Raw genomic sequence first — 25921 nt, forward strand, 5'->3', positions numbered from 1 at the left:
TCCTTATATCCATAATCCGTGATTGTAACCTAATCCAGGTCGCTGTTTTCTTGTACGGCATCCAAGAGGTTGAGATTCAACCACAAAAGATTTTTTTTGCACTGTTATTTTTATATTGTACTTTTGTATCATTGTGTAACTTAAAATAAATTACTTTTAAAGATGTAAAATTATAATATTAATCATTAACTTATAATTTTTTAATATTTATTTTTTTAATTTTTTTCAGCAAAAAAATGTCATTTTCTAAAAAAATAAATCGATATAGAGTTATAAATAGACTATTGGTCAAAAAAAATTTATAGAAATTTAGAATAAAGTTAAAAAAATCGACAATTTTTTGTTCAATTAATAATTTTTTTTATTCAAGTTAGGCTTATTTAGTGTCTAAAAATAGCAATTAGCCTATTAAATTTTCAAAAAGTCTATGCATTCCTTGAGTCGCTGACATCTTTAACAATTCATATTGGTGAGGAACACGCAGATGATCCGCATTTGGATCTATATAGTAAGCTTTACATTGATTTGAAATTTCATGAACTAAAGCTGCAACCGGATATACGCTTAATGTCGAGCCGATCACAATAAAAATATCTGCACTCTGTACTAATTGAATTGCTTCTTCATAGGCAGGTACAGCTTCACCAAACCAGACAACATGTGGACGCAGCGGATAGCCATCTGGGCAAAAGTCTTGTTCTAAATCTAGCTTCCAACCATTAATATGGTAAAACTGTGTTGTAAATTGTGCATTCGGGCCAGAGCTTTTCGCTAAACGAATATTTCCATGCAAATGTAAAACTTTGGAACTTCCAGCCCGTTCATGTAAATCATCAATATTTTGAGTAATCACTTGTACGTCAAAGTAGTCTTGTAGTTTGGCAATATATTGATGAGCTTCGTTAGGTTCAGCCTCTAAAATATTTTTACGTCGCTCATTATAAAAGCGTTGAACTAGAGCAGGGTTCTTTTGCCATGCTTCAGGTGTGGCAACTTGTTGGATGTCGTAATTTTCCCATAGACCATTACTGTCACGAAAAGTGCTAATTCCACTTTCAGCACTCATGCCAGCGCCAGAGAATACAACAAGCTTTGTCATAGAAGTCACCGATTCGTAAAACTAAATTTGAATAGATTTTGAATAGATAAAGAAAAAACCAGTTTAAGACTAAACTGGTTTTTATTAAATATGAAAAGCTATAGCTATCTTTTATAAGCCAGCTTCATATTCTACATTTGTTAAAAGTTTTTCAACATCTGCAATATTGTCTGGTTTGATTTTATAAATCCAGCCTTTTCCATATGGATCGTCATTTACAAAATCAGGATCATCTTCAAGGTCAGTATTTACTTCTACTACAGTGCCTGAAACAGGAGCATGGATGTCAGAAGCAGTTTTTACTGATTCAACCACACCAGCTTGTTCGCCAGCAGTAACTTTACTCCCAACTTCCGGAGTTTCAACGTAAACCAAATCGCCAAGTTCATCTTGTGCATGATCGGTAATCCCTGTAATAACAAGATCACCCTCAATCTTTACCCACTCATGTGTACGTGCATACTTCAGTTCAGAAGGATGATTCATGGTAACTCCTTAAGCTTGTGTCCAATAGTTTTAAACATTATAAGTATGGGTCTTTACGCCAATTGCTTGGGCTACGGCCACTCCAGCGTTTAAAAGCACGGCTAAAATTTGCAACGTCTGAATAGCCAAGTTCATCTGCAATTTGTTCAAGACTGTAATCTGTACGTGAAAGTAGAGATGTTGCATGTCGATAGCGCACTTCATCAACCAATGTAGAAAATGAAGTTCCTTCAGCCGCTAATTGGCGCTTTAGTGTACGGTCTGACATGTGTAGACATTCAGCTACATTTTCAATGCTTAAATAATGTTGTTCAGAATTACTTAAAATATCACGAACTCGCATTGCTAAACGACGGCGCTCACCTAAAGCGGAAAGTTCGGCTTCGCACTGATTAATAGCAACCTGACTTGCGATAGGATCAGCATTAACTAACTTAATTCCTAAGTATTTTTTATCAAAACTTGAAATCAAATGTGGCTGGTTGAAGCGAATTGTGCTGCTTAGTTTATTTCTATACTTTTCAAAACCTTCTGGTTCAGGAAAGTCCAAATCTACATCACCAGCTAAATCTTCGATACCCGTAATCGCTTTGGCCATACTCATGATACCAATGGTCAAACCTAAAACAATTTCTGTTCTTAGAGGTTCAAGTTCGATGTCACACTGTAATTGTAAGGTAGCTTTTGGCCCAAACGTTGAAAAATAGAGTTGTAAAAAAGGTAGACGTAGTTGAATAAAGCGTGCTGCAAGGGCAATTGCTTCTGTAATATCTTTGGCTGTCATAATCGCATAGCCAATGAAGCCATGAATCGAAATACGCATTTGAGTACCAAGATGATACCCCAACGTGGTTTCACCAGTTAAATTAAGCGCGTGTTTAACTAGTTCATTTGCTACAGGTGTAGAAATACGATAATCAGGATCGGCCAGTTGCTCACTAGTAAGATGAAATGGAGCAAATAATGTTTCATCGTTATATCCCCAACGTGAAACAACATCTAATAGCAATAAGCCATAGACTCCCGGAATACCTTGATCTTGACGAGCTGAGGTAATTTTCATATGCGTTCCATTGCTCTCATCAATTTGTCACATGCATTTCTTACACATCTTGTCATGAAATATAATCTGAGTTTATAAAAACTGTTAGACAATCATATCAACCATGTTTTAAACATTCTTTTTAAAGACAACAATTTTTGTTGTTGAAATAAGTAATACGTCGCCATTTTGATTTAAGGCTTGCGTAACGTAACTTACAATACCACGATCTAATTTTGTTTTGGATGGTGTGATTGCTGAAATTTCTGCTTCCACATGAATTTTATCACCTGGTCGAGTGGGGCGTGGCCACCGTAAGCTAGACTCTGAACCAATTAGGCCGCCATGAATCGGCATACATTCCGTCCATAACCGCATAGTAATTGCAGAAGTATGCCAACCGCTAGCAGCAATTCCTTGAAAAATTGGATCGTGTTTAGCTTGTTCTTCATCTATATGGAAGGTTTGAGGGTCATAGGCGCTTGCGAATTTTTTGATTTCATCTAAGGTAATTTCATATTCACGGCTAATGAAACGATCACCAATTTTCAAATCTTCTAAATAAAGCATTAATCTTGACCCTGTAATACTTTTTGTTCAATTAGGAAACCGCCTGTTTGACGTTTCCATAACTGTGCGTATATACCATTTTGCGCAATTAACTCTTCATGAGTTCCTTGCTCAGCAATTCGACCTTCATCAAGAACGATTAAACGGTCCATTTGTGCAATAGTAGATAAACGGTGTGCAATTGCAATAACGGTTTTATCAACCATCAGGTCATTTAAACTTGACTGGATTGCTGCTTCAACTTCCGAGTCTAATGCACTAGTTGCTTCATCTAAAATAAGAATAGGAGCATCTTTTAAGAAAACACGTGCAATAGCAATACGCTGTCTTTGACCACCAGAAAGTTTAACACCACGTTCGCCTACTTGAGCGTTATAACCACTACGTCCTTTTAAATCAACTAATTGCGGAATAAATTCAGCAGCTTTGGCTTTATTTACAGCATTCTCCATGTCTGCATCAGAGGCATCTGGGCGACCATATTTAATATTTTCTGCAACTGAGCGATGTAATAAAGACGTATCTTGAGTAACTAAAGCAATATTAGCTCTTAGACTATCTTGAGTTACATCTTCGATGTTTTGGCCATCAATTAAAATAGCACCTTGCTTAAGATGGTAAAAATGTAAAAGCAACTGAATTAGCGTAGACTTTCCTGCGCCAGAACGGCCCACAATTCCTATTTTTTCGCCTGCTCTAATATGCAAGTTGAAGTGATCAATCACATTTTTATTGTTATAAGCAAAGCTTACATCTTTAAATACAATCTCACCTTTGGTCACTGCAAGTGATTTCGCATCTGGTTTGTCTTGAATATTGATTTTTTTACCTAATGTTTGCATACCATCTTGAATGGTTCCAACATTTTCAAATAAGGCTGACATATGCCACATCATAAATTCAGCCATACTATTAAGTTTTAAAATCATTGCAGTAGTTGCTGCGATTACACCTAATGCTGCTAAACCTTGGGTCCATAGCCAAACAGAGGTACCAATTACACCTACAAACAAAACAGCAGACAACATATTAATGCTGACTTCAAAGAGGGTACCTAAGCGCATTTGAGCATAGACTGTAGTCATAAACTCTTTCATAGATGCTTTTGCGTATTGGCTTTCACGACCAGCATGGGCAAATAGCTTTACCGTTTGGATGTTGGTGTATGCATCTGTTACACGGCCCGTCATGATTGCTCTAGCATCGGCTTGTTGCTGAGAAACTTTACTTAAGCGGGGGGTAAAGAACCATGCGCTTAATAAAAAAAGACTTAACCAAACTAAAAGTGGAATAAGTAAAATTGGTGAAATTGCGCCAAGTACAATGCTGACTGTAATGAAGTAAATGCTGACGTATGCCAACATGTCACCCAAAATAATCCAGAACTCACGGATTGCTAATGCTGTTTGCATAACCTTGGCAGAAAGTCGTCCTGCAAAGTCATTATGGAAAAAGTCCAAGCTTTGTTTCAATAAAAGGTTATGGAAACGCCAGCGCAAACGCATTGGGAAGGTACTATATAAAATTTGATGTTTGATAATAGATTGAATATTTACAAAAAAGATGTTGGTAAATAAAACACCAATCAAAATGAGTAAATCAGTAGCATGCTGACTTAAAAAGCTTTCTGGATGACTTTTACTTAACCAGTCTACGAGTTGTCCAATCTTTGAAAAAAGTAAGGCTTCAAAGCTTGCAGCACCTGCTGTAAAAAGAATAAGTAAGAATAAGTAAGGGCGTAGGCCTTCCGTAGCTTGCCAAACAAATGGAAAAAACCGAGTCGGTAAAGGTTCATCTAAACCTTTAGTTGGGTAGGGATCTACAAGTTTTTCAAACCACTTCAGCATGAATTACTACCTTTGACACAAAAGCCACTTAATTAAATCTTTGCAATTTAATTTGCAAAAAGTCAGTTAGATCAATATCACTTAGGGTTTCGATCTTGTGAATATATGCAAATACACATGAACTGATAATGTTGTACGTCTTAAATTAATACATGACGCAAAAATGGAGACTCGAAGAAATCTTCAAGAACGTCGCGAGGACTAAAAATATTATTCATTATATCGAGATTAATAGATAAAGGGTGAAGGAATTTATTCTTTAAGTATTTTTTATTAGTATTTTGAACATCTGTTAAATTATTACAGCTACACATATTAGAAAAGGCCTTTAGATTTGGGTCATAAAGGCCTAAGTATCGTATTACCACATTAAGTCATCTGGAATAACATATGCTGCATATGGATCTTCCTCATCAGTGGCTTGTTCGTTTTTCTCAGCATTATTAATCAAAATGAAGCCTTGCATTTTTTGATCAATTTTTTCACCTAAAGCTTTTGGAAGATAGGCGTATTGATCTTGATCTTTAGCAATAACTAGGCTACCTGCAACAAGTGCATTATAAACTTGCTGAGATAGATACACTTTTTTGATTTTATTTTCATCAATAAATTGATAAGCCACATCCCCAGCAAAATCAGTAATCTTGTGCTGCTTAATCATCTGAATGATTGATGCTTTAAGTGCTTTTTCTTCAAGCTGTTTCTGTTTTTCTAAATTTAAAGCCTGATCTTTAGCTAACTTTTCTTGTTGAGCTTTTTCAATATTTGCTTTGATTTCAGCTTCATTACTTAGCCCAAGACGTTGTTCGTGATGAGCTTGCTTTGTTAATTTTTTTGCTTTTTTATTATCAACTAAACCAGCTTTTAATAGCTGTGCTTGTAAGGCATTTTTAACCATGTCTTAGTCCTTTTGTGAAGTTGAAGTACTATAGAGATAAACTATCCAGTAAGAAATACTTAAGGCTAAGCTTAAAATTGCTGGCAATAAAAATGATTGTAGTTTCAAATATGGATGTACTGAGGCGGCAAGAATTCCACCCAGCAGGAAGCCAGCAAGAATAAGTAAATGTAAAACAATACGTCGATTTTCTACAATTAAGCCTCTGGCTTTATATCCAAGTGCTAAACCAATATCAGTCAGCACACCAGATAGATGAGTAGTGCGAATAATCGTTCCTTTGTAGTGGCTTACCATCGCATTTTGTAACCCCATTGCCGTACAAGCCCATAATAATCCATAGCGTGGAAAATAAGGAAGCAATAGCCAGCAAAGGAAAATGAATAAGGCAACAAGGCTCAAAGGTAAGCCATAACGACGACCTAGTCGAAAATGACTACTACCTAAAATAAAACCACTATAAAATGAACCGCAAACATAACAAATAATCACCAGAAGTAAAAAAATGATATGTTCTGGTTGCCACTCTACCAAACTCATCGCTAGCATACTAACGTTGCCAGTCATATGTGAAATAGATTGATGCAAAAGAGTAATTAACCCTAAGACATTAATCATTCCGGCATTAAATGCCAGCAAAAAGGCTCCAAGTTGGAACCAGTTTGGTAGACGTTGAAATGGCATTTTGTTTAAGACGCTTGCTTAGAGCGAATATCTACAGCTGCGGTAAATAATACATCTGTAGATGAGTTAAGGGCTGTTTCTGTAGAGTCTTGCAATACACTGATAATCATACCAACCGCTACAACTTGCATAGCAATTTCTGTTGAAATACCAAATAGACTACAAGCTACTGGAATCAGAAGTAAAGAACCGCCTGCAACACCAGAAGCACCACAAGCTGAAATTGTAGCAACAACTGATAAAATAACCATTGTCGCAAAATCAACATGAATGCCAAGCGTATGCACTGTAGCTAATGTCAGCACAGTAATCGTGCCTGCCGCCCCTGCCATATTTACTGTTGCGCCTAAAGGAATAGACACACTAGCTGTAGATGGGTTAACACCTAAACGCTCTGCTAAATCCAAGTTAACTGGGATGTTTGCTGCTGAGCTTCGAGTAAAGAAAGCTGTAATACCACTTTCTTTTAGACACTTAAATACGAGAGGGTATGGATTTCCACGTATAGTAAGGGCAACAAGAATAGGGTTGATAACTAATGCAACAAAGAACATGGTACCTAACAATACCACTAATAATTGTGCATAGCTTTCAAGTGTTGCAAGGCCCGCATCGGCAAAAGTCACTGCAACTAATCCGAAAATACCGACTGGTGCAAAAGCAATTACTTTATGAATAATAGCACTTACAGCATGTGAAACATCCTGCATCACTTGTTTTGTGGTGTCTGAGCTATGACGCATAGCTAAACCTAGGCCAATTGCCCAAGCTAAAATACCAATAAAGTTAGCTTCACTAATTGCTTGAACAGGGTTCGCAATAAAGCTTAAGAGCAAGTTTTTTAATATATCTGCGAGACTACCAGTCGCTTGTAAATCATTATGTGAAACTGTATTGAGGAATAATGTGCTTGGAAAAGAAAGACTGACAATCACAGCTGTGAAAGCTGCAAGCAACATACCTGCCACATATAGAATCATGATTGGGCGTAAATTGGCGCTATGACCCACTTGGAAGTTGGCAATTGAAGAAAGCACCAATACAAAAACTAAAATAGGGGCAACCGACTTTAAGGCTTTAATGAAAAGCTCACCAAATAAACTTAAGTAAGGCGTAACGTTCGGAAATAGTAATGCAACGCCTATCCCTAGAATAATGGCAATAATAATCTTAGTGACTAAGCTTAATCGAGAAAAGAATGCAAGCATATAAAGGCCTTATTAACCTAATCATGGCTAAAGGTTGAACAAGCGGAGTATTTTATACTTAAGTGATGTGAATCTTAAGCTTTTTTATAGCACCTATAAGTATTTATACTGAATGGTAATATTAAATATTTGTTTTTATTGGCCTTAATTTAATATTTTTAATTTTATAGTTGGTGGTTTTGCTTGTTAATTGCTCATTAAAAAACGAGGTATATCAAAAAGCTGTGAAAGCATGGAATAGGCTAAAGACAATATAGGGGCAAAAAGTTAAATATGGTTGAGCTTTTTAGAAAAGCTACGCGAATTTTCAAAACTTTGTGCTTGGATTGGACTCTAAGCTTTCAAGCTGAAAAATCGCATATTTCAGGAAGTTACTACTATTATTATAATTTATAATTTAAAAAATATTATTTACTTGCACAGTACAGCTGATGAAGCGTATTTAAAATTGAATGCATATTGTCATCCTTAATTGAATAAAAAATTTGCTTGCCATCACGACGGGTTGATACAACATCACTTTTGCGTAGCATCATAAGTTGTTGTGAAAGAGTGGGCTGGGTAATTTGGGTTTTCTCTTCAATTTGAGAAACATTTAACTCCTCATAAGCTAAGTGACATAAAATTAATAAACGATCTGTATTAGCCAAAGATTTAAGAATTCCAACGACTGAGTCAGCCGCATTTTTCATTTCTTCGATTTGGAGTCCATCTTTCATACTTTATACCTATATCAATATAGCGGGCATAGTATAGATTGATCTTATGAAAATGAATGTAGCAAAACTAATCAATCCAATTGTTTTTGTTGAAAAGCAATATAAGGGGAATTGATAAATAAGTAGTCTTTCTAATTAAAAACAACTATTTGTATTTCTTTTGTGTCTAAAATGTTGCTTTGTGTTATAAGTGTAATTGTTAAGTATAAGTGAAACGAAGTCAACCTAAAACAATTTCAATTTGCTTTCAATAAATAGTTAAATCTAATTTATCTTGAGACAAATCATAAAAAAGGATTGAGTTTTTATTTTTTAAATATATAATCTGTTTTGTACAGACAGGTCTGTATATTTTGGTTCGGTAAGGTCGAAAAAAACGTCTAATTGTGAACCAAAATGACTTTCAGACGCAGCGTGATACATAAGAAGAATCATTAAATATAAGAAGAAGAATATCACGCTTTATTTTTATGCTGCTCTTTCGAAATCGATTAATTTTTCTACTCGAGTCCAGTAATCATTAATTTTTATTGAACCATGTTCGACTTGAGCCTGTATGGTCATACCTTCCAAAATATTAACGAGTAGTAAAGATAGGGGAACTGGCTCTTTTACATCATACTGGTTAAGAAGATTTTGCATGAGTTGGGTCAACCAAGCTTTATACAAAGTGGCAGGTTGATGTGTTGAAGGATATTGTTTTAAAACCTCTTCCAAGGCTTTTTGAAACATGCAGCCATTAAAATCTTCACTATTAAACCAGTCGGAATACCATAAAAATACTGCTTTAATTCTCGCAAGAGGGTCTAACTCATCATGTTTTGATAAGGCAGAAGTAAGAGAGTTTTGTAGAAGCGTATTTCGAAGAAGTAGACACTCTTCAATTAATTTTTCTTTTGATGGAAAATGCTTATAGAAAGTCATTTTTGCAACGCCAGATTCATTAATGATGCGATCTACACCTATAGAATTATAGCTATACGAGTTAAAAAGTCTTAATGCGGTGTTAATAATGTCATCTTTTTTCGACATATTTTAGCCTCTCACAAATGAATTGCTATTAGCTTGAACGGTGATCTTTATCAATGAGAATCTAGATAATTTAATTTTACAAGGTATTGTTTGTTATTGATAGAAAAAAGATATTATTTTTTTAAACGCTGAAGTTTTACTTTTAGGGGAATGGCAAAGAGTTTTAGGCTATATATTTAAATAATCATACTTCCTTTTTCAAAATCTTTTAACTCCAATATTTTTGCGATAAGTCGATTTTAAAATTTAAAAAGGAAAATTAATAAACAAAAAAACAAATCTATTTTTGAATTTGTCGGCTAATTTAAAAGTGGACTTCCCGTTGCTTTGAAAAGTCCACTTTTATTAAGTTTCTTACTCTGAAGGTGGTAAAAGCATCAAAATAGATTCATTGAGTAAGTAAGCAACATTTTCAAGGATTTCAAGCTCATTAAATTCGCTATCGAAAGCTAAGCTTTCTCCATCAGCAATAGCTTTTAATTTTGGTGCGAAAGTTTCAGCTATACATAGCGCTTCGCCATTTCCCCAGAAGTTTAGAATTCCGTTATTTTCTGTATAAAGTAGGCGAGAGGCAGGTTCTAATAGAACTTCATAACCTTCATGTAAGATCTCTTGAAGATCATCGGCTTCGATCTCATCAGGTTCTGGAATATTATCTGGATATTTAGGTTCGCTCATATAAGACATGATTGCTGCATCAAGTGCTGCAGAGTCTTGCAACTGAGCTAAAACTAAGTCTTTTAGATAGCTTAGTTCAGTTGAGTTAATTTCACCAATTTGACTCATTTGTTTGCGTGCGATGTCTATAACAGGATTTTGAAGTAAAGTATTGGCTGAAAATTGATCGCTAATGCGTTCCATCATTCCTGCAATGTTTGGCATGCGAAAGCCAAATGAGAAAGTTAAGCAGTCATCTTCGGCAACCCCATAATGTGCCATTCCAGGTGGAACATAGAGTAAATCACCTGGTGCTAAAACTTCATCAAATTGCACATCTATTTCTGGCAAAAGTTTTAATGGTTGACTGGGTACAAATGTAGTATTTACATCGCACATTTGACCTAGCTGCCAGCGACGATGACCATGACCCTGAACTAAAAACACATCATAAAAATCGAAATGTTTCCCAACTGAACCACCCTTAGGTGCATAAGACACCATAATATCGTCGCGGCGCCATTGAGGAATAAAAGGAAATTTTTTCCAAAGTTCAGAAAGATCAAAAGAGTAGTGATCTACTGCCTGTACTAAAATTGACCATAATTTTGGTAGCTTTTGAAAATCACCTTTGGTTAAAGGTGAAGACTTTACGTGCCATTCATTTGGATTTTTATCTTTTTGGCGAATCAGTCTGGCACTTGCATGTTCTTCCAAGGCAAGTTCTTGCACATCCTGAGGTTGTAAAAGACCTATAATTTCTGGTAATCCGTTACGCACCAGTAAAGGTTTTTTCTGCCAATACTCTGCTAAAAATTGCTCGGCAGTAATACCGCCTAAAACTGTTAAAGGTTCTGTCATGGAAATAACCTATTTATAAAATATCTAGAATTAAGGAATTTGTAGATCAAGTTGCCTTAAAATATGGCAAAGTTGAATCATAGGGAGACCCATAAGTGTGGTCTGGTCTTGGCCTATCATTTTTTCAAACAAGCTAATTCCTAAACTTTCACACTTAAAGCTGCCAGCGCAATGTAGTGGCTGATCTAATAAAACGTATCGTTCAATTTCAGCTTGATTCAGGTTTCGAAATTTAACTTGATAATGTTCAACGAGCGTTTGTTCAAAGTTTCTATCGAGCCATTGCACGCTAAGCGCTGTACTAAAAAAAACAGTTCGACCAGAATTTTCGGCTAGTTGTGCTTTAGCATTTTCACTAGTCATCGGTTTGCCAATAAAGTCATGCGGAGCATGTTCTCGCCAAGCAACTTGATCTGAACCAATAACGATGGCTGATGGGTTCTGTTCAGCAATCACCTGAGCTTTTGTGAAAGCGAGCCTTTTTGCAAGTTCATCGGCATGGGTTTCATCGCGAGGACTTTCATCAATATCGGGACTAATACAAATATAATTAATTCCAAGACGGTCCATTAAGTCTTTGCGAGTTTGACTACTCGAAGCCAAAATAATTTGTGGCTGAACCATTACACTGCAAATTCCATTAATACATCTAAAGGTACATAGCTTAATACAGCTTGATGACATGCATGTATTTTAATAGGAGGGGCTTCACCCGCTTGATAAGCCTCTACCCAGCGAGTTACGCAGATACACCAGAAATCACCCGGTTTCAGACCAGGGAAACCTACTTCTGGCAAAGGAGTAATAAGATCATTACCAATTTTCTGAGAGAAATTTAAGAAATCAGAGGTCATTTGTGCACATACGGTATGCTGACCAAGGTCTGTTACTGCTGTGTGGCAGAAACCATTTCTAAAATAGCCTGTAATAGGGTCAAAGCAACAACTTGCTAAAGGTTCCCCTAAAACATTTAAGCGATTGATTTGTGGATCTGGATGAATAGACATAATGGGTGAAATATCAAATAACTACCTCTATCATAATCAAAACTGGGGCTTTCTACAGCTTTTATGCAAAAAAACTAACCTTTTTTGATGTAATCATTTAAAATTGGCGCGTTTTTAAAATCATAAAGAGAGCTTTACATGAATTTTCAGCGTATGACTGACCTTAACTTAACAGGCAAACGTGTCCTTATTCGTGAAGATTTAAACGTTCCTGTCAAAAATGGTGTGATCACTAGCGATGCTCGCTTACGTGCAGCATTACCAACTATTAAAGCTGCTTTAGATAAAGGTGCAGCAGTGATGGTATGTTCACATCTAGGTCGTCCTGTTGAAGGTGAACCAAAGCCAGAACAATCACTTGCACCAGTTGCTGCTTATTTAACAGAAGTATTGAGCCAAGAAGTTAAATTACTAACAGATTATCTAGAAGGCGTTGAAGTTGAAGCTGGTCAAGTTGTATTGCTTGAAAATGTACGCTTTAACCATGGCGAAAAGAAAAATAATCCAGAGCTCGCTCAAAAATATGCTGCATTATGTGACGTATTTGTTATGGATGCATTTGGTACTGCTCATCGTGCAGAAGCATCTACTGAAGGTGTAGCTCGTTTCGCTCCAGTTGCTGCTGCTGGTCCTTTGTTGGCTGCTGAGTTGGATGCACTAGGCCGTGCAATGCAAACTCCTGAAAAACCAATGGTTGCAATTGTTGCTGGTTCTAAAGTTTCAACTAAACTCGATGTTTTAAACTCACTTTCTAGTATCTGTGATCAACTGATCGTTGGTGGCGGTATTGCAAATACATTCTTAGCAGCTGCTGGCTTTAACGTTGGTAAATCATTATATGAAGCTGACTTGGTTGAAACTGCTAAACAAATTGCTGCTAAAGTAAGTGTTCCACTTCCTACAGATGTTGTAGTTGCTGATGCATCGCAAATTAATTTTGAAGATTTCTTAGGTTCTTTAGCAGCAGCTCAAGCTGTTGTGAAGAAAGTAGAAGATGTGACTGCAAATGATATGATTTTAGACGTTGGTCCAGAAACAGCTAAAGCATTTGCTGATATTTTAACAACATCAAAAACGATCCTTTGGAATGGTCCAGTAGGTGTATTTGAAGTAGATCAATTTGGTGAAGGTACCAAAGCGCTTTCTCTTGCTGTTGCTCAATCTGAAGGATTCTCGATTGCTGGTGGTGGAGATACATTAGCTGCGATTGATAAATATAACGTAGCTGACCAAATTGGTTATATTTCTACAGGTGGTGGTGCATTCCTTGAGTTTGTTGAAGGAAAAACATTGCCAGCAGTTGCTGTTTTGCTTGAACGTGCTTAATACTGTTATATAGAAATAAGAAGGGATTGGGTAACCAATCCCTTTTTCATTGATAAGTCATTAAACTGTCATATATTTGCAATAAAATGTCGAGTATTAAATCACCAACTGTGGAAAATAGTGATGAATTTAAAGCTTACATTTGCTGCTATGTTAATTGTACCGATGATGTTGACTGCTTGTGCTAAGAAAGATGAAGCATCTCAAGCGGGGCAAGAATCAGCTGCATCTACTGCTGTTTCTGAAAAAGTAACGCCTGAGCAACAAGCAGCAATTGATGCGATTGATAAGCCAGTTCTAGATGAAAAGAATACAGATGTGGTTGAAGGTAGTGCGCCAAGTGAGGCTGCTGCTTCAGAAACACATTAATTTGTTGTTTTTTGTTAAAAAATCCCTGCAAATGCGGGGATTTTTTTTGAAATACTGTGATTTGTTGCTGAATTGAAATAAATGACAGGGTAGAATAAGCCGCACTACCTGGGAGGATATTATGGCACTCATTTCAATGCGCCAGCTCTTGGATCACGCTGCTGAACATAACTACGGCGTACCAGCATTTAACGTAAATAACTTAGAACAAATGCGTGCAATTATGCTTGCCGCGGATGCAACCAATTCACCTGTAATTGTTCAAGCATCAGCTGGAGCTCGCAAATATGCAGGCGCTCCATTCTTACGCCATCTTATTTTGGCTGCAATTGAAGAATGGCCACATATTCCAGTGGTAATGCATCAAGACCATGGAACAAGCCCTGATATCTGTCAGCGTTCAATTCAGCTTGGCTTTAGCTCAGTGATGATGGACGGTTCATTAGGTACAGATGGTAAAACACCTACTTCTTACGAATACAACGTTGATGTAACTCGTAATGTTGTTGCTTTAGCACATGCATGTGGTGTTTCTGTCGAAGGTGAGATTGGCTGTTTAGGTAGCCTTGAAACTGGTATGGCTGGCGAAGAAGACGGTGTTGGTGCAGAAGGTGTACTTGATCACTCACAACTTCTTACTTCTGTTGAAGAAGCGACTCAGTTTGTTGCCGATACTAATGTAGATGCATTAGCGATTGCTGTAGGTACTTCACATGGTGCTTACAAGTTCACTCGTCCACCTACAGGTGATATCTTGGCAATTGACCGCATTAAAGAAATTCATGCAGCGTTACCAAATACTCATCTTGTTATGCATGGTTCAAGTTCTGTGCCGCAAGAGTGGTTGAAAGTAATCAATGAGTTTGGTGGTGATATTAAAGAGACTTATGGTGTACCTGTTGAACAGCTTGTAGAAGCAATTAAACATGGTGTGCGTAAGATCAATATCGATACAGACTTACGTTTAGCATCTACTGGTGCAATTCGTCAGTTTATGGCTGAAAACCCAGCTGAATTCGATCCACGTAAATACTTTGCTAAAACTGTAGATTCAATGAAGCAAATTTGTATTGATCGTTATGAAGCGTTTGGTACAGCTGGAAATGCTGACAAGATTCGCCCGATTTCTTTAGAGAAAATGGTTGATCGCTATAAATAATTCCCGTTAGGGTTTAATTTATAGAAACCGGTTATTTATATAACCGGTTTTTTATTATGTAAATTTCATGCATAAAAAAACCTGTGACAAACACAGGTTTTAATAAAGAGAAAAAGAGTTACTTTTGTAAGTTCTTTTTGTCTAGACTTGGATCTTTGATTTCTACATATGCATTTGCACGTACTTCACGTAACCAGCTATCAATCTCAGTGTTGAATTGGCGTTCACCTAAAATTTGACGTGCCATACGCTCTTGATATTCGTGCGTCATATCTTTTTCACGTTTATCTGTTACTTGTAAGATATGCCAGCCGAATTGAGTTTGGAACGGTTCGCTAATTTCACCTACAGGAATTTCCTGCATTTTTTTATCAAATTCAGGAACCATCATTCCAGGTGTTACCCAACCCAAACTTCCCCCATCACGTGCTGAACCTGTGTCATTTGAATAGGTTGCTGCAAGTGTTGCAAAATCTTGACCAGCTTTTAAGCGTTTATAGATGTTATCAATAATTTGCTTAGCATTCTCAAGAGTCACTACTTCAGATGGCTGAATGAGAATGTGGCGGGTTTGAAATTGAGGTACTAAAGCTTTTTGCTCATTTTGTTTGCGTTCAAGAAGCTTTAAAACATGTACACCATCACGTACTAAAACTAAGTCAGTCGTTTGCCCATCTTGTAATGGTGTAATACGAGCCGCAAGTTCAGCAGGAATATCAGACAGTGGGCGGAAACCCATATCAGCACCTTCAACTTTTACATTTGCAGTTGAAAGTTTTTTCAAAGCATTTATATCATTACTTTGAGCAAGCTTTGAACGCACTTCTTGAGCTACAGATTGAACTTCTTGTGCATTGTCACCAGAAATGCGCATATGAATTACATGTGCTTGATTACCTAACGCAGCTTGTCCCTGAGGTGATTTTAAGAAGTTTTCTACATCTTGATCACTAATTTTAATACGAGACATCACTTGTTGTTGGCGCAAACGACTAATCGCTAAATCCTCAGCGATTCGGCCACGTAAACTTTCATAAGTTCCTGGTGCCATAGCATCCAATTTTTGCTGGAAAGCTTCTAAACTTTTACTTCCAGATTGACTTGCTACTTTTAAGACTGCTTCATTTAAGCTTTTTTCATCAGGTTTGATGCCATATTTTTTAACTTGTTCAAGTTGTGCCTCACGCAAGATGAGTTGATCTAATACTTGAAACTGCAAGTATTGCTGAGGTGGCACTTCTTTTTTTTGAGCTTGAAGTTCATGAGCTGCTTCAGCCATACCTTGTTGAAGATCGCTTTTTAAAATTACGCTATTGTCCACAATTGCCACAACTTCATCAGCGGGTTGGGCAAAACTATGCATTGATGAAGAGATTAGGGCAGCAAGTGTAGTTGCTTTAAAAAACTGTTTAAGATGCTTTGTCTTCATTAACGTTGTGTCCAAGATTGATTAATTTTGTTAAAACCTAAAACGCGATTTTCAAGTAAAGACGCGAGTTTATTGTTTAAACCACCTAAACCTTTTAGTGTAATTTCGGCCATGATCGCGCGCTTTTCACTAACATCTGGAGATTTTGGATCGTCTAGATCGTTATAGTATGAACGGCCATAGACAGAAATACCCCAGCAACATGACTCATAGTTAACTCCTAACAAGAGTTCACGGGCAACATCATTGTCCATGTCATATTGTACGTGGCCCATAATACGCCAATTGTCTTTAATTGGTTGTATAAACGATGCAACAACTTGGTCATAAGTATCTTGACGACCAGGAATATCTTTACGATAGAAATAGCCTAGGTTATATAGATTTCCTTTATCACCTGTGTAGTAAAGTTGGAAGTCACGTTGAGCATTGTCACCATTCGACATCCAAGCTGAGTTGGCAGCAATGGTAAAGTTTTGGTTAAGCTGGCTTGATAGGCTCACAACAGGACCTGTGTTGCGTTCAGTATCAATTTCATCTTGTTGTCGTTGTAAGGTGACACGACGGTCTTCGAAATAGTAACTTTGACCTACACTTGCCCGTAAACGTTCTAAGCCTACTGTGTCAAAGAGGCTATAACTTACACCCAAGGATAAAAAGTTATTGTCTTCTAGGCGGTCATGACCATAAAAACGGTAAGGGTTAAATAATTGATCATAACTTACTGACGCAGTAGTTGAGTCAAAGTTAGGATAACCATCTTGATTTTTGTATGGCGCATATGCATAGAAAGCACGTGGTGTAAGTGTTTGTAAGTACTTACCATCACGTTCAAAGTTCAGTCCAGTGTCTAACGTGAATTGAGGTACAACGACTGATTTGTTTTCGGAACCACCATCTAGATTTTGAGATGCGATACTGTCCTTATCATAAAACGTTTGAATAGAACGTACAGAGACTTCAGGAATCACAAAAGCTGCCGGTGTACGGTAGTTATAACGCGTTGCGAACTGGTTATAAATACGTGTACCACTACTTTCTTGAGCAGAATCATCATTAATTGATTTCTTAAAGTAAGCAGTGTCGTTATTAAATTCGTATTGTAGTCCTAGTGGATTACCAGTGACGTAATTTAATAAGAATTGTGGTAAACGCGCGTATGGTTTATCTGCATCTGCAACTTCAGGATCAAGTGTCTGGAAATCTTCGACCTTAAGCTGTGCTTTTAAACCCGGAATACCATGTTGATAATTAAGTTCCCAAGCCCTACGTAAGTTAAGATCTGTTTTAGAGTTAGGACTGCTATCTAAGTCAGAGAAGTAATCTTTATCTGATGCATAGTTATATTCGAGGTTAGTAGACCACTGATCGTTGATATCCCAATTATGTAAAAAATGGAAATCTTTACGATCTTTGTCATCATAACCTTTGTCAGATGGCAAGATGCCACCCCACATTTCCCCAGCACCAAAGCCATCAGTTAAATATCTAAATTCACCTTTTAGCATTGCACCACGGTCTGCTAAATATCGCGGAGTAAGTGTCAGATCGTAGTTAGGTGCAAGATTTAAATAAACCGGAACAGAAAGCTCAACACCACCATCATTTGAGAAACCAAATTGTGGGTTGAGAATACCTGTAGTACGGCGGTCGTCAATCGGGAAGTTAAAATAGGGAACAGCTAGAACAGGAACGTCCTTAACATATAATTTTGTTCCACGAGTTACGCCGCGTCCAGTTTCCTGATTTAACTCAATTTTATTGGCTTGGATTTTCCAACCAGGTTTTTGGCCTGGTGGGCAAGTCGTATAGGTTGCATCATTAAGAACCATAACGTTTGGTGAGGTTCTTTCGATTTTTCCTGCATGACCATGAGCATGTTGCTGTTCAGAAATATAAAAACTATTGTCTAAATTCCCGGTTTGGGTTTTTAGGTTGTAATTAATTTCATCACTCTGTGAAAGTAACCCGCCTTGAGCTAACTGTACTCGACCTTGTGCATGCGCAAAGGTTTGGGTCTTATCAATCGTTACTTTGTCAGCACGAACTGTGCGTCCTTCTTGATCAATAACGACATCACCTTCTAAAACAGAATCACCCGCTGGATTGTAATGTCCGTAGTTAGCCGTAACGACAGAAGTCGCTTTGTCGGCGTCTAAAGCTTTGGTCTCAGGGTTAATCGGTGTAACCCATGTGCCTTGGCAAAATGCCGAGCTTAAATATTTATTGTCACGAAGCTGGGCTTCAGGTGCAGATTTATCAACATAATATTGCTGAAAGAATTCTTGACCTGGGTAAGCTTCCTTGATGCTCGCTTTAAGTTGATTATTGTCTATATTGGAGACAACATCAGTTGACTCAGCATAACTTGATTGTATGGAGCCACATAAGAGCGTAAAAATAGCTGTCGCTAAAGGATTAAATTTAAACTGATGCTTCATTGTCTCATTAACCAAGTATGCTAATTCACAATTAATTATTGTCGCATCATAGAGAAAAAGTTTATAAGTGGCTACACTTAACCCTTCAAAAATCTCAGCTTGTTTTAGATTTTATTGCAAATGAATACACAACGTGAACAATTGATATATACATGGCTTACATCTGTTCTGGAAAATGATCAATTTAAGATCGCTTTTTTGGCAGGTGATGCAAGCTTCCGCCGTTATGCGCGTATCCAGTTACAAAATAAAACGTATATGCTCATGGATGCCCCTCCAGAAAAAGAAGACTGTGTTCCGTTTGTGACCATTGACGAGTTTTTTGCGAGCCATGGCGTACGTGTGCCTCAGATTATCGCAAAAGATCTGACTCAAGGTTTTCTGTTATTGGAAGACTTTGGTGATGTACTTTTATCGACATTATTAACTGATGAGACAGTTGATAAATACTACGAGCAAAGTTTTAAGCAGCTTATTCACTTGCAGTCTATTGACGGGACCAATCAGTTCCCAGCTTATTCTTACGAAAAATTAATGTCGGAAATGCAGCTACTCACAGATTGGATGTTGCCATCGCTTTCTATTCAGCCGACTGCTGAACAGAAAAAAATGATTGATAATGCATTTGACTTCTTGGCTCGTGCTGCATTAGCCCAACCGCAAGTTATTGTACATCGAGATTTTCATAGTCGAAATTTGATGAAAATTACCGATGAGCAAGAATTAGGGGTAATCGACTTCCAAGATGCTGTTATTGGCGCTGATACATATGACCTAATTTCGATTACTCGTGATGCATATGTTCAATGGAACGCTGATCGTGTTTATCAATGGTTTAAAGTGTTTTATGACCTGTTACCAGCGTCGACTAAACAGAACCGTAGCTTTGATCAATTTAAACGTGATGCAGATTTAATGGCGATTCAACGCCATATTAAAATTCTAGGTATTTTTGTTCGCTTGTTTGAACGCGATGGTAAGTCAGGTTATTTGAAGGATTTACCACGTGTCATGTGGTATTTGCTTGAAGAAAGCCGTGGTTACGCTGAGCTTGAAGAGTTTATGGTATTTATGAATAACATCGTGATGCCTAAATTTATCGAGAAATATGGTAGCTATGAGGTAGCAGCATAATGAAAGCAATGATTCTTGCTGCTGGCTTGGGCAATCGTATGCGTCCACTTACGCTATATACACCAAAGCCTTTACTCGAGGTAGGCGGTAAGCCCCTAATTGTGTGGCATATTGAAAAACTTAAGAAAATTGGTGTGACTGAAATAGTCATCAATTCTGCATGGTTGGCAGATAAACTCATCAGTAGCTTAGGCGATGGTTCTCAATTCGGTGTTGATATCCGTTGGACACGAGAGGATGAAGGACTAGAAACAGCTGGTGGAATTATTAATGCTTTGCCACTGCTTGGAACAGATCCGTTTATTCTGGTGAATGGAGATGTATGGACCACAATGGATTTTGAAGCTCTCCGCCATATTAAGTTAAATGATGATTTAGCCCATCTTGTATTAGTTGATAACCCTAAACAGCATCCTGAAGGCGACTTTACATTATTGGATGGGCGCGCTTTTACATTCGATCAAGATGTGACGGGGGAAAACCTCACTTTTAGCGGTCTATCTGTTATTCATCCTAAACTTTTTGACGGATTGGAAGCGGGTAAGCGTCCTTTAGCTCCACTATTGAAGCAAGCGATGCATAATCAGAAAATATCTGGTGAAAAGCTTAAAGGTGCATGGGTAGATGTGGGAACGCCTGAGCGTTTAATGGAGCTGGATTTGCAAATTCGTGAAGGCTTCTACGATTAAGTGTGTAATCCCTAATCGTTAACTAGTGTTCCACGATGCATAAATGGGTATACTTTGTTTTAAATTTTACTTAGATGTTATCTGTTTATGCATCCGTTTTTTCAAGAGTTACAACAGGGTAGTCAAAAATTAGGTTTATCGCTTAGCGATGAAGCTTTGACATTATTGTTGAAGTATCAAGATGCTTTGGTACTTTGGAACAAAGCTTATAATCTAACAGCGATTCGTGATCCGAAAGAAATGTTAGTGAAGCATTTGTTAGATAGCCTAAGTATTTTGAAAGATTTGCCAACAGGCCGTTTGCTTGATGTAGGTACAGGTGGTGGTATGCCGGGCATGATCATTGCTTTATGTCAGCCGGAACGCTCATGTGTATTACTTGATTCAAATGGTAAGAAAATTCGTTTTTTGAAACAGTTTATTGCTGACCTTAAGTTAAAAAACGTAGTAGCCGTGCAAACACGTGTTGAAAATCAAGATACAATTGATGAGCTTGGTCAATTTGATGTGATTACAAGTCGCGCTTTTGCTTCTTTAACGGATTTTGTGGATGCAGCTCAGCCATACTTGCATCAGAGCAGTATAATTGCAGCAATGAAAGGAGTTGTGCCAGTTGAGGAAATTGAGCAACTTAAGCAGGACTTTTCATGTAAAGTGATTGAGCTGCGCGTACCAAGACTTGATGAACAACGTCATTTACTTTTACTTCAACGTATTTAAATAAAAAGTATTAGGGTTACCATGGCTCAAATTATTGCGATTGCAAACCAAAAGGGTGGTGTTGGTAAAACAACGACTGCAGTAAATCTTGCAGCGTCTCTAGCTGTATTAAAGAAACGTGTATTACTTGTAGATATGGATTCACAAGGTAATGCTACGATGGGGTCTGGTATTCAAAAGAACGATCTTTTGTATTCCATTACGGATGTTCTACTTGGTGAAGTACCAATTGAAACGGCCATTCAAAAAGCAGAAGTCGGATATAAAGTTTTAGGGTCTAATCGTGAACTTTCCGGTGTTGAGCTTGCTATTGCAGAACAAGAGGGCCGTGAATTCATTCTAAAAAATGCTTTGAATGAAATCCGAAACTCATTTGATTTTATCATTGTGGATTGTGCGCCAAGCTTGAGTTTGATTACTGTCAATGCTTTAGCAGCTGTAGATAGTGTAATCATTCCAATGCAATGCGAATATTATGCGCTAGAAGGTTTAGCTGATTTAACCCAGACTATAGATCGTATTCAAAAGGCATTAAATCCTGATTTAGAGATTATTGGCGTATTACGTACAATGTACGATGCACGAAATGCTTTAACACGTGATGTATCTGCTGAGTTAGAACAGTATTTCGGAAAAAAACTTTATGATACTGTCGTTCCACGTAATGTTCGCTTAGCAGAAGCGCCGGCGCATGGTTTGCCTGTTATCTATTTTGAGAAAAGTTCTAAAGGTGCAGTTGCATACTTAAATCTTGCAGCTGAGATGTTGAAGAAAAGTAAAGTGAAGAAAGGAAGTAAAGTATGAGCATCAAAAAACGCGGATTGGCTAAAGGACGTGGTTTAGATGCATTACTTGGTTCAATTCAAAAAGAAAAATTACAGCTGGAAGCACAGGCACTTGACCACGGACAGTTGAAACAAATTGATGTAAATTTATTGAAACGTGGTGAATATCAACCACGTCGCTTTATTCATGAGCATGATTTGCAAGAGCTAGCATCTTCTATTGAAAAACATGGAGTGATGCAACCTATTGTAATTCGTCCAGTTGATGATGAATCACATCCATACGAAATCATTGCTGGTGAACGACGCTGGCGTGCAGCGCAACTTGCGGGTTTAACTGAAATTCCTGCAATTGTTCGTGATTTAAATGATCAGGTTGCCATTGCATTAGCACTTATTGAGAATATTCAGCGTCAAGATTTAAATCCGATTGATCAGGCTATAGCCTTGCAGCGTTTTCATGATGAATTCGGTTTGAGCCATCAAGAAATTGCTGACACAGTAGGGAAAGCACGTACTACAGTAAGTAATTTACTTCGTTTGTTGAGTTTGGCGGATGAAATTAAAGATTTCATGCAGCAAGGCCAGCTTGATATGGGGCATGCTCGAGCTATCTTGACGTTAAAGGGTAAAGATCAATTAGACGTTGCTAAAATCGTAATTGAAAAAGGACTATCTGTTCGTCAAACAGAGCAATTGGTGCGTGATAGAAGTGAGCCAAAGCAGGAGAAGGAAAAAGCACCTGTAGCACCAGATATTGAACAATTGACACAAAAATTATCAGAGCGTTTTGGCGCTAATGTGAAAATTGATCATAATCAAAAAGGTAAGGGTAAGCTTGTTATTCATTACCATACCTTAGATGAGTTAGATGGCATTTTAAATATTTGTTTGCCTGATTAATTTACATTTGGGTCATATATTTCTAATTTTATATTCTTGGGGAAGAAGATATGTGGGAACTTGTGAGAGCGGGTGGCTGGTTGATGCTGCCTTTAATTCTATGCTCAATTTTAACTGTTGCGATCAGCATTGAACGTTTTGTTCGGTTAAGACGTTCACAAGTTCTACCCAAAGCATTAATTGATGATAGTTCGTTAAGAACTGAAGATATTGTGGAAAATTTGGAACAAAATGTAGATGTGCAAAACAGCGCATTGGCTCACATTTTAAAAGCAGGTTTTGATCATCGTGAGCATGGTGAGCAATTTGCACGTGCACAAATGGAAGTAGCCGCTTCTCAAGAAATTTCTTATTTAGAAAAAAATATTAATTTCTTGGGGACTTTGAGTGCTGTGGCGCCTTTATTAGGGCTGCTTGGTACAGTAGTTGGGATTATTGAGTCATTCCTTGTGATTGATTTTGGATCGGCAGGTAGTCCGAGTTTAATGATTCCGGGTATTTCTAAAGCGCTTATTACTACAGCTGTGGGAATGTTAATTGCGATTCCTGCTTTAGTTGCCTATCGCTATTTCCAAAGATTAGTACAAGATTATATTGCTGAACTAGAGCAGCAATCGACTTTATTTCACGCCTCATTGTTCTATAAACGTTCCTCGTCTATAGCAGAAAATCGTCGTGTTGGGTGATGGGTGAATAGCCAGATGAAATTTAAACGTTCTCAGGTTGAAGACATCCATATCAATTTAACGCCTATGATTGACTGTTTGTTGTTCATTTTGGTTTTTTTATTACTATCGACTACTTTTAATCAGCCAAGTCGCCTCAATTTAACGTTACCAGATGCACAAGGTGTTCCACCAAAACAGTACGATCACAAAATTGAAGTCGTGGTAGACTCTTCTGGTCATTATGCTGTAAATGGTCAGGCACTTTCGTCTAAAGAGGTTGCTGATCTGAGTACTGCGATTAAGCAAGTTGCTCAAGAGCGCCGTGATTTTATGTTCATCATTGCTGCGGATGCCAAAGCGTCTCATCAGGATGTAATTCGCGTTATGGATGTAGCAGGACAACTCGGTTTTGTTAACATCAATATTAGTACCAAAGTTCCTTCTAGAGGTTTTTCTGAGTGAATCAAGATTTTAAGGTTTATTTGCGTCTCATAGCCTATTTAAAACCTTATTGGGGCGTGGCCTTATTAGTTCTTATCGGGTTCGGTATTAACTCAGCAACAGAAGTCTCCGTTGCTAAATTGATTAAATTTATTATTGATGCAATCCAAAATGGCAGTAGAGGTGATTTGGATTGGTTCCCACTATTAATTATTTTATTGGTTTTTTTCCGTGGTTTAGGCCTTTTTATGGGAGGTTACTATACTGCGGTGATTTCACGTAGTTTAGTTTTTAGTATTCGCCAAGAAGTTTATGCCAAACTTTTAAGATTACCGGCACAATATTACCTAGATAATTCATCTGGCCATATTACTGCCAAGATTATGTATAACGTTGAGCAGCTAACGGCAGCTTCTTCGGAGTCATTAAGAACCATTGTTAGGGATGGGATGATTACTCTGGGACTGTTAGGCTACCTGTTTTATACCAATTGGCGTCTTACGCTATGTATTTTTGTATTTTTACCTGTAATTGGTGTATTGGTGCGTAAAGCTTCAAAACGTATGCGAAAACTCTCATTACAGGTTCAAGATACGATGGGTGACGTGAACCACGTTGTTCAAGAGAGTATCAATGGTAATGCTGTAGTAAAAACTTTTGCTGGTGAAGAGTCTGAACAAGAACGGTTCTATAAGTCATCGGAAGAAAACTTAAAACGCGGTTTAAAAATGGTAATTGTACAAAACCTGAATAGCCCTGTGGTTCAGGTAGTAATGGCTTGTGCGATGGCCCTTATTGTATGGTTAGCTTTACGACCACAGATTTTAGGTAATACTAGTGCTGGTGAGTTCGTGGCTTACCTCACAGCTGCTGGTCTATTAGCAAAACCAGTAAAAAACTTAACTGACGTTAATGAAAAGTTACAACGTGGTTTAGCAGCAGCTCATTCTGTTTTTGAACTATTGGATTTGCCTGAAGAGCAAAATAATGGTCAGTTGAAACCTAAACTAAATGGTGCGATTCGTTTTGATCATGTGGCATTAAATTATGCTGATGGCGTACAGGCTATTAAAGATTTTTCTTTAGATATTCTCCCTAGTCAAACTGTAGCATTAGTTGGGCGTTCAGGCGCTGGTAAAAGCTCATTAGTTAATATGTTGGTACGTTTCCAAGAAGTATCAAGTGGGCAAATTTACTTAGATGGTTTGCCAATTAATGACATTGATCTTTCTTGTTTGCGTACCCAAATCGCAATGGTAAATCAGCAAGTTGTATTATTTAATCGTACTGTTCGTGAAAACATTGCGTATGGTCAGTTGCAAGGCGCGTCAGATGAGGAAATTCATGCCGCTGCAAAAGCTGCATATGCACATGACTTCATTATGAATTTACCAAATGGTTACGATACTGTTTTAGGGGCACAGGGCCTAAACTTATCCGGTGGTCAGCGTCAGCGAATTGCTATTGCTCGAGCAATTTTAAAGAATGCTCCAATATTAATTTTAGATGAAGCTACAAGTGCTCTTGATAATGAATCTGAACATTTTATCCAGCAAGCATTTGATGAAGCGATGCAAGACCGCACTACGATTGTCATTGCTCACCGTTTATCAACAATTGAGAATGCTGACCGTATTGTAGTGATGGATCAAGGACAAATTGTTGAACAAGGTACTCATCAAGAACTCCTCGCAAAACATGGTGCTTATTATCAATTACATCAGCGTAATTTCGAGGATAACTAAGC

General features: G+C 37.6%; 26 protein-coding genes. 11 read left to right on the top strand and 15 right to left on the bottom strand.

Annotation, left to right across the window (positions count from 1 at the left end; translation table 11 throughout):
* Nucleotides 1–400 precede the first annotated feature (400 nt).
* From J690_RS06350 to J690_RS06410, 13 genes are all read right to left on the bottom strand, one after another.
* Nucleotides 401–1108 carry an SIR2 family NAD-dependent protein deacylase gene (locus J690_RS06350; RefSeq protein WP_081405077.1) on the bottom strand — a complete coding sequence of 236 codons (708 nt, stop codon included), beginning with the start codon at nt 1106–1108 and terminating at the stop codon, nt 401–403.
* 102 nt (nt 1109–1210) lie between these two features.
* The gene (gene gcvH / locus J690_RS06355) at nt 1211–1585 is read right to left on the bottom strand and encodes a glycine cleavage system protein GcvH (protein ID WP_032034831.1); all 375 of its coding nucleotides are present in this window, start codon (nt 1583–1585) and stop codon (nt 1211–1213) included.
* A gap of 37 nt (nt 1586–1622) precedes the next feature.
* A complete protein-coding gene (locus J690_RS06360; RefSeq protein ID WP_002121430.1) occupies nt 1623–2648 on the bottom strand; it encodes an AraC family transcriptional regulator in 1026 nt (341 codons plus the stop codon).
* A 108-nt stretch (nt 2649–2756) separates the two neighbouring features.
* On the bottom strand, nt 2757–3197 hold the full coding sequence (locus J690_RS06365; protein WP_032034833.1) for a MaoC family dehydratase: 441 nt from the start codon (nt 3195–3197) through the stop codon (nt 2757–2759).
* Nucleotides 3197–5044, bottom strand: a complete 1848-nt coding sequence (locus J690_RS06370) for an ABC transporter ATP-binding protein (RefSeq protein WP_032034836.1) — start codon at nt 5042–5044, stop codon at nt 3197–3199. Before J690_RS06370 ends, J690_RS06365 begins: the two co-directional genes overlap by 1 nt.
* A gap of 361 nt (nt 5045–5405) precedes the next feature.
* A complete protein-coding gene (locus J690_RS06375) occupies nt 5406–5942 on the bottom strand; it encodes a DUF2058 domain-containing protein (RefSeq protein WP_002121466.1) in 537 nt (178 codons plus the stop codon).
* 3 nt (nt 5943–5945) lie between these two features.
* A complete protein-coding gene (locus J690_RS06380) occupies nt 5946–6626 on the bottom strand; it encodes a YoaK family protein (protein WP_002121399.1) in 681 nt (226 codons plus the stop codon).
* Nucleotides 6627–6631: 5 nt separating this feature from the next.
* Nucleotides 6632–7834, bottom strand: a complete 1203-nt coding sequence (gene sstT, locus J690_RS06385; protein ID WP_032034838.1) for a serine/threonine transporter SstT — start codon at nt 7832–7834, stop codon at nt 6632–6634.
* Between the two features lie 407 nt (nt 7835–8241).
* The gene (locus tag J690_RS06390; RefSeq protein ID WP_002121379.1) at nt 8242–8553 is read right to left on the bottom strand and encodes an ArsR/SmtB family transcription factor; all 312 of its coding nucleotides are present in this window, start codon (nt 8551–8553) and stop codon (nt 8242–8244) included.
* A 468-nt stretch (nt 8554–9021) separates the two neighbouring features.
* Complete coding sequence (locus J690_RS06395; RefSeq protein WP_002121343.1) at nt 9022–9585, bottom strand: TetR/AcrR family transcriptional regulator; 564 nt, start codon at nt 9583–9585, stop codon at nt 9022–9024.
* 354 nt (nt 9586–9939) lie between these two features.
* A complete protein-coding gene (locus J690_RS06400; protein ID WP_032034841.1) occupies nt 9940–11103 on the bottom strand; it encodes a ribosomal protein uL16 3-hydroxylase in 1164 nt (387 codons plus the stop codon).
* Between the two features lie 30 nt (nt 11104–11133).
* Nucleotides 11134–11727, bottom strand: a complete 594-nt coding sequence (locus tag J690_RS06405) for a Maf family protein (protein WP_032003513.1) — start codon at nt 11725–11727, stop codon at nt 11134–11136.
* Nucleotides 11727–12110, bottom strand: coding sequence for a DUF2237 family protein (locus J690_RS06410; protein ID WP_002121396.1), 384 nt, complete (start codon nt 12108–12110; stop codon nt 11727–11729). Before J690_RS06410 ends, J690_RS06405 begins: the two co-directional genes overlap by 1 nt.
* Nucleotides 12111–12248: 138 nt before the next feature.
* Here J690_RS06410 and J690_RS06415 point away from each other — a divergent pair, with 138 nt between their 5' ends.
* From J690_RS06415 to fba, 3 genes are all read left to right on the top strand, one after another.
* Nucleotides 12249–13436: a phosphoglycerate kinase gene (locus J690_RS06415; protein ID WP_032034844.1), complete on the top strand. Its 1188-nt coding sequence runs from the start codon at nt 12249–12251 to the stop codon at nt 13434–13436.
* Nucleotides 13437–13559: 123 nt separating this feature from the next.
* Nucleotides 13560–13805, top strand: coding sequence for a hypothetical protein (locus J690_RS06420; RefSeq protein WP_002121463.1), 246 nt, complete (start codon nt 13560–13562; stop codon nt 13803–13805).
* A 121-nt stretch (nt 13806–13926) separates the two neighbouring features.
* Nucleotides 13927–14964 carry a class II fructose-bisphosphate aldolase gene (gene fba / locus J690_RS06425; RefSeq protein WP_002121428.1) on the top strand — a complete coding sequence of 346 codons (1038 nt, stop codon included), beginning with the start codon at nt 13927–13929 and terminating at the stop codon, nt 14962–14964.
* 118 nt (nt 14965–15082) lie between these two features.
* On the opposite strand, the gene J690_RS06430 is transcribed toward fba, so the two are convergent.
* Together J690_RS06430 and J690_RS06435 are read right to left on the bottom strand one after the other, a co-directional pair.
* Nucleotides 15083–16393: a peptidylprolyl isomerase gene (locus J690_RS06430; RefSeq protein ID WP_032034845.1), complete on the bottom strand. Its 1311-nt coding sequence runs from the start codon at nt 16391–16393 to the stop codon at nt 15083–15085.
* Entirely contained in the window at nt 16393–18834 is a 2442-nt protein-coding gene (locus tag J690_RS06435; RefSeq protein WP_017386818.1) for an LPS-assembly protein LptD, read from the bottom strand. Before J690_RS06435 ends, J690_RS06430 begins: the two co-directional genes overlap by 1 nt.
* A 120-nt stretch (nt 18835–18954) precedes the next feature.
* Between J690_RS06435 and J690_RS06440 the strand changes: the two genes are divergently transcribed.
* From J690_RS06440 to msbA, 8 genes are all read left to right on the top strand, one after another.
* The gene (locus J690_RS06440; protein ID WP_032034847.1) at nt 18955–19968 is read left to right on the top strand and encodes an aminoglycoside phosphotransferase family protein; all 1014 of its coding nucleotides are present in this window, start codon (nt 18955–18957) and stop codon (nt 19966–19968) included.
* A complete protein-coding gene (gene murU / locus J690_RS06445) occupies nt 19968–20657 on the top strand; it encodes an N-acetylmuramate alpha-1-phosphate uridylyltransferase MurU (protein ID WP_032034848.1) in 690 nt (229 codons plus the stop codon). The genes J690_RS06440 and murU overlap by 1 nt, the downstream gene beginning before the upstream one ends.
* 87 nt (nt 20658–20744) lie before the next feature.
* Nucleotides 20745–21377: a 16S rRNA (guanine(527)-N(7))-methyltransferase RsmG gene (gene rsmG, locus J690_RS06450; protein WP_002121443.1), complete on the top strand. Its 633-nt coding sequence runs from the start codon at nt 20745–20747 to the stop codon at nt 21375–21377.
* 21 nt (nt 21378–21398) lie between these two features.
* On the top strand, nt 21399–22181 hold the full coding sequence (locus J690_RS06455) for a ParA family protein (RefSeq protein ID WP_002121458.1): 783 nt from the start codon (nt 21399–21401) through the stop codon (nt 22179–22181).
* Complete coding sequence (locus J690_RS06460) at nt 22178–23065, top strand: ParB/RepB/Spo0J family partition protein (protein WP_032034851.1); 888 nt, start codon at nt 22178–22180, stop codon at nt 23063–23065. The genes J690_RS06455 and J690_RS06460 overlap by 4 nt, the downstream gene beginning before the upstream one ends.
* Before the next feature lie 50 nt (nt 23066–23115).
* Entirely contained in the window at nt 23116–23751 is a 636-nt protein-coding gene (locus J690_RS06465; RefSeq protein WP_032034854.1) for a MotA/TolQ/ExbB proton channel family protein, read from the top strand.
* Between the two features lie 15 nt (nt 23752–23766).
* Complete coding sequence (locus tag J690_RS06470; RefSeq protein WP_005069548.1) at nt 23767–24195, top strand: ExbD/TolR family protein; 429 nt, start codon at nt 23767–23769, stop codon at nt 24193–24195.
* Nucleotides 24192–25919, top strand: coding sequence for a lipid A export permease/ATP-binding protein MsbA (msbA, locus tag J690_RS06475; RefSeq protein WP_032034856.1), 1728 nt, complete (start codon nt 24192–24194; stop codon nt 25917–25919). Before J690_RS06470 ends, msbA begins: the two co-directional genes overlap by 4 nt.
* Nucleotides 25920–25921: the final 2 nt, after the last annotated feature.

It is taken from the genome of Acinetobacter sp. 742879, from assembly GCF_000588535.1.
GTDB classification, from domain to species: domain Bacteria; phylum Pseudomonadota; class Gammaproteobacteria; order Pseudomonadales; family Moraxellaceae; genus Acinetobacter; species Acinetobacter pittii.

Bases quoted from the DNA above. Each gene is read 5' to 3' on its own strand.
- J690_RS06470 (WP_005069548.1), top strand. From the start codon at position 23,767: ATGAAATTTAAACGTTCTCAGGTTGAAGACATCCATATCAATTTAACG.
- murU (WP_032034848.1), top strand. From the start codon at position 19,968: ATGAAAGCAATGATTCTTGCTGCTGGCTTGGGCAATCGTATGCGTCCA.
- J690_RS06465 (WP_032034854.1), top strand. From the start codon at position 23,116: ATGTGGGAACTTGTGAGAGCGGGTGGCTGGTTGATGCTGCCTTTAATT.
- J690_RS06380 (WP_002121399.1), bottom strand. From the start codon at position 6,626: ATGCCATTTCAACGTCTACCAAACTGGTTCCAACTTGGAGCCTTTTTG.
- J690_RS06410 (WP_002121396.1), bottom strand. From the start codon at position 12,110: ATGTCTATTCATCCAGATCCACAAATCAATCGCTTAAATGTTTTAGGG.
- J690_RS06460 (WP_032034851.1), top strand. From the start codon at position 22,178: ATGAGCATCAAAAAACGCGGATTGGCTAAAGGACGTGGTTTAGATGCA.
- gcvH (WP_032034831.1), bottom strand. From the start codon at position 1,585: ATGAATCATCCTTCTGAACTGAAGTATGCACGTACACATGAGTGGGTA.
- J690_RS06365 (WP_032034833.1), bottom strand. From the start codon at position 3,197: ATGCTTTATTTAGAAGATTTGAAAATTGGTGATCGTTTCATTAGCCGT.
- sstT (WP_032034838.1), bottom strand. From the start codon at position 7,834: ATGCTTGCATTCTTTTCTCGATTAAGCTTAGTCACTAAGATTATTATT.
- J690_RS06395 (WP_002121343.1), bottom strand. From the start codon at position 9,585: ATGTCGAAAAAAGATGACATTATTAACACCGCATTAAGACTTTTTAAC.
- J690_RS06390 (WP_002121379.1), bottom strand. From the start codon at position 8,553: ATGAAAGATGGACTCCAAATCGAAGAAATGAAAAATGCGGCTGACTCA.
- J690_RS06415 (WP_032034844.1), top strand. From the start codon at position 12,249: ATGAATTTTCAGCGTATGACTGACCTTAACTTAACAGGCAAACGTGTC.
- J690_RS06360 (WP_002121430.1), bottom strand. From the start codon at position 2,648: ATGAAAATTACCTCAGCTCGTCAAGATCAAGGTATTCCGGGAGTCTAT.
- J690_RS06375 (WP_002121466.1), bottom strand. From the start codon at position 5,942: ATGGTTAAAAATGCCTTACAAGCACAGCTATTAAAAGCTGGTTTAGTT.
- rsmG (WP_002121443.1), top strand. From the start codon at position 20,745: ATGCATCCGTTTTTTCAAGAGTTACAACAGGGTAGTCAAAAATTAGGT.
- J690_RS06430 (WP_032034845.1), bottom strand. From the start codon at position 16,393: ATGAAGACAAAGCATCTTAAACAGTTTTTTAAAGCAACTACACTTGCT.
- fba (WP_002121428.1), top strand. From the start codon at position 13,927: ATGGCACTCATTTCAATGCGCCAGCTCTTGGATCACGCTGCTGAACAT.
- J690_RS06400 (WP_032034841.1), bottom strand. From the start codon at position 11,103: ATGACAGAACCTTTAACAGTTTTAGGCGGTATTACTGCCGAGCAATTT.
- J690_RS06370 (WP_032034836.1), bottom strand. From the start codon at position 5,044: ATGCTGAAGTGGTTTGAAAAACTTGTAGATCCCTACCCAACTAAAGGT.
- J690_RS06435 (WP_017386818.1), bottom strand. From the start codon at position 18,834: ATGAAGCATCAGTTTAAATTTAATCCTTTAGCGACAGCTATTTTTACG.
- J690_RS06405 (WP_032003513.1), bottom strand. From the start codon at position 11,727: ATGGTTCAGCCACAAATTATTTTGGCTTCGAGTAGTCAAACTCGCAAA.
- J690_RS06455 (WP_002121458.1), top strand. From the start codon at position 21,399: ATGGCTCAAATTATTGCGATTGCAAACCAAAAGGGTGGTGTTGGTAAA.
- J690_RS06420 (WP_002121463.1), top strand. From the start codon at position 13,560: ATGAATTTAAAGCTTACATTTGCTGCTATGTTAATTGTACCGATGATG.
- J690_RS06440 (WP_032034847.1), top strand. From the start codon at position 18,955: ATGAATACACAACGTGAACAATTGATATATACATGGCTTACATCTGTT.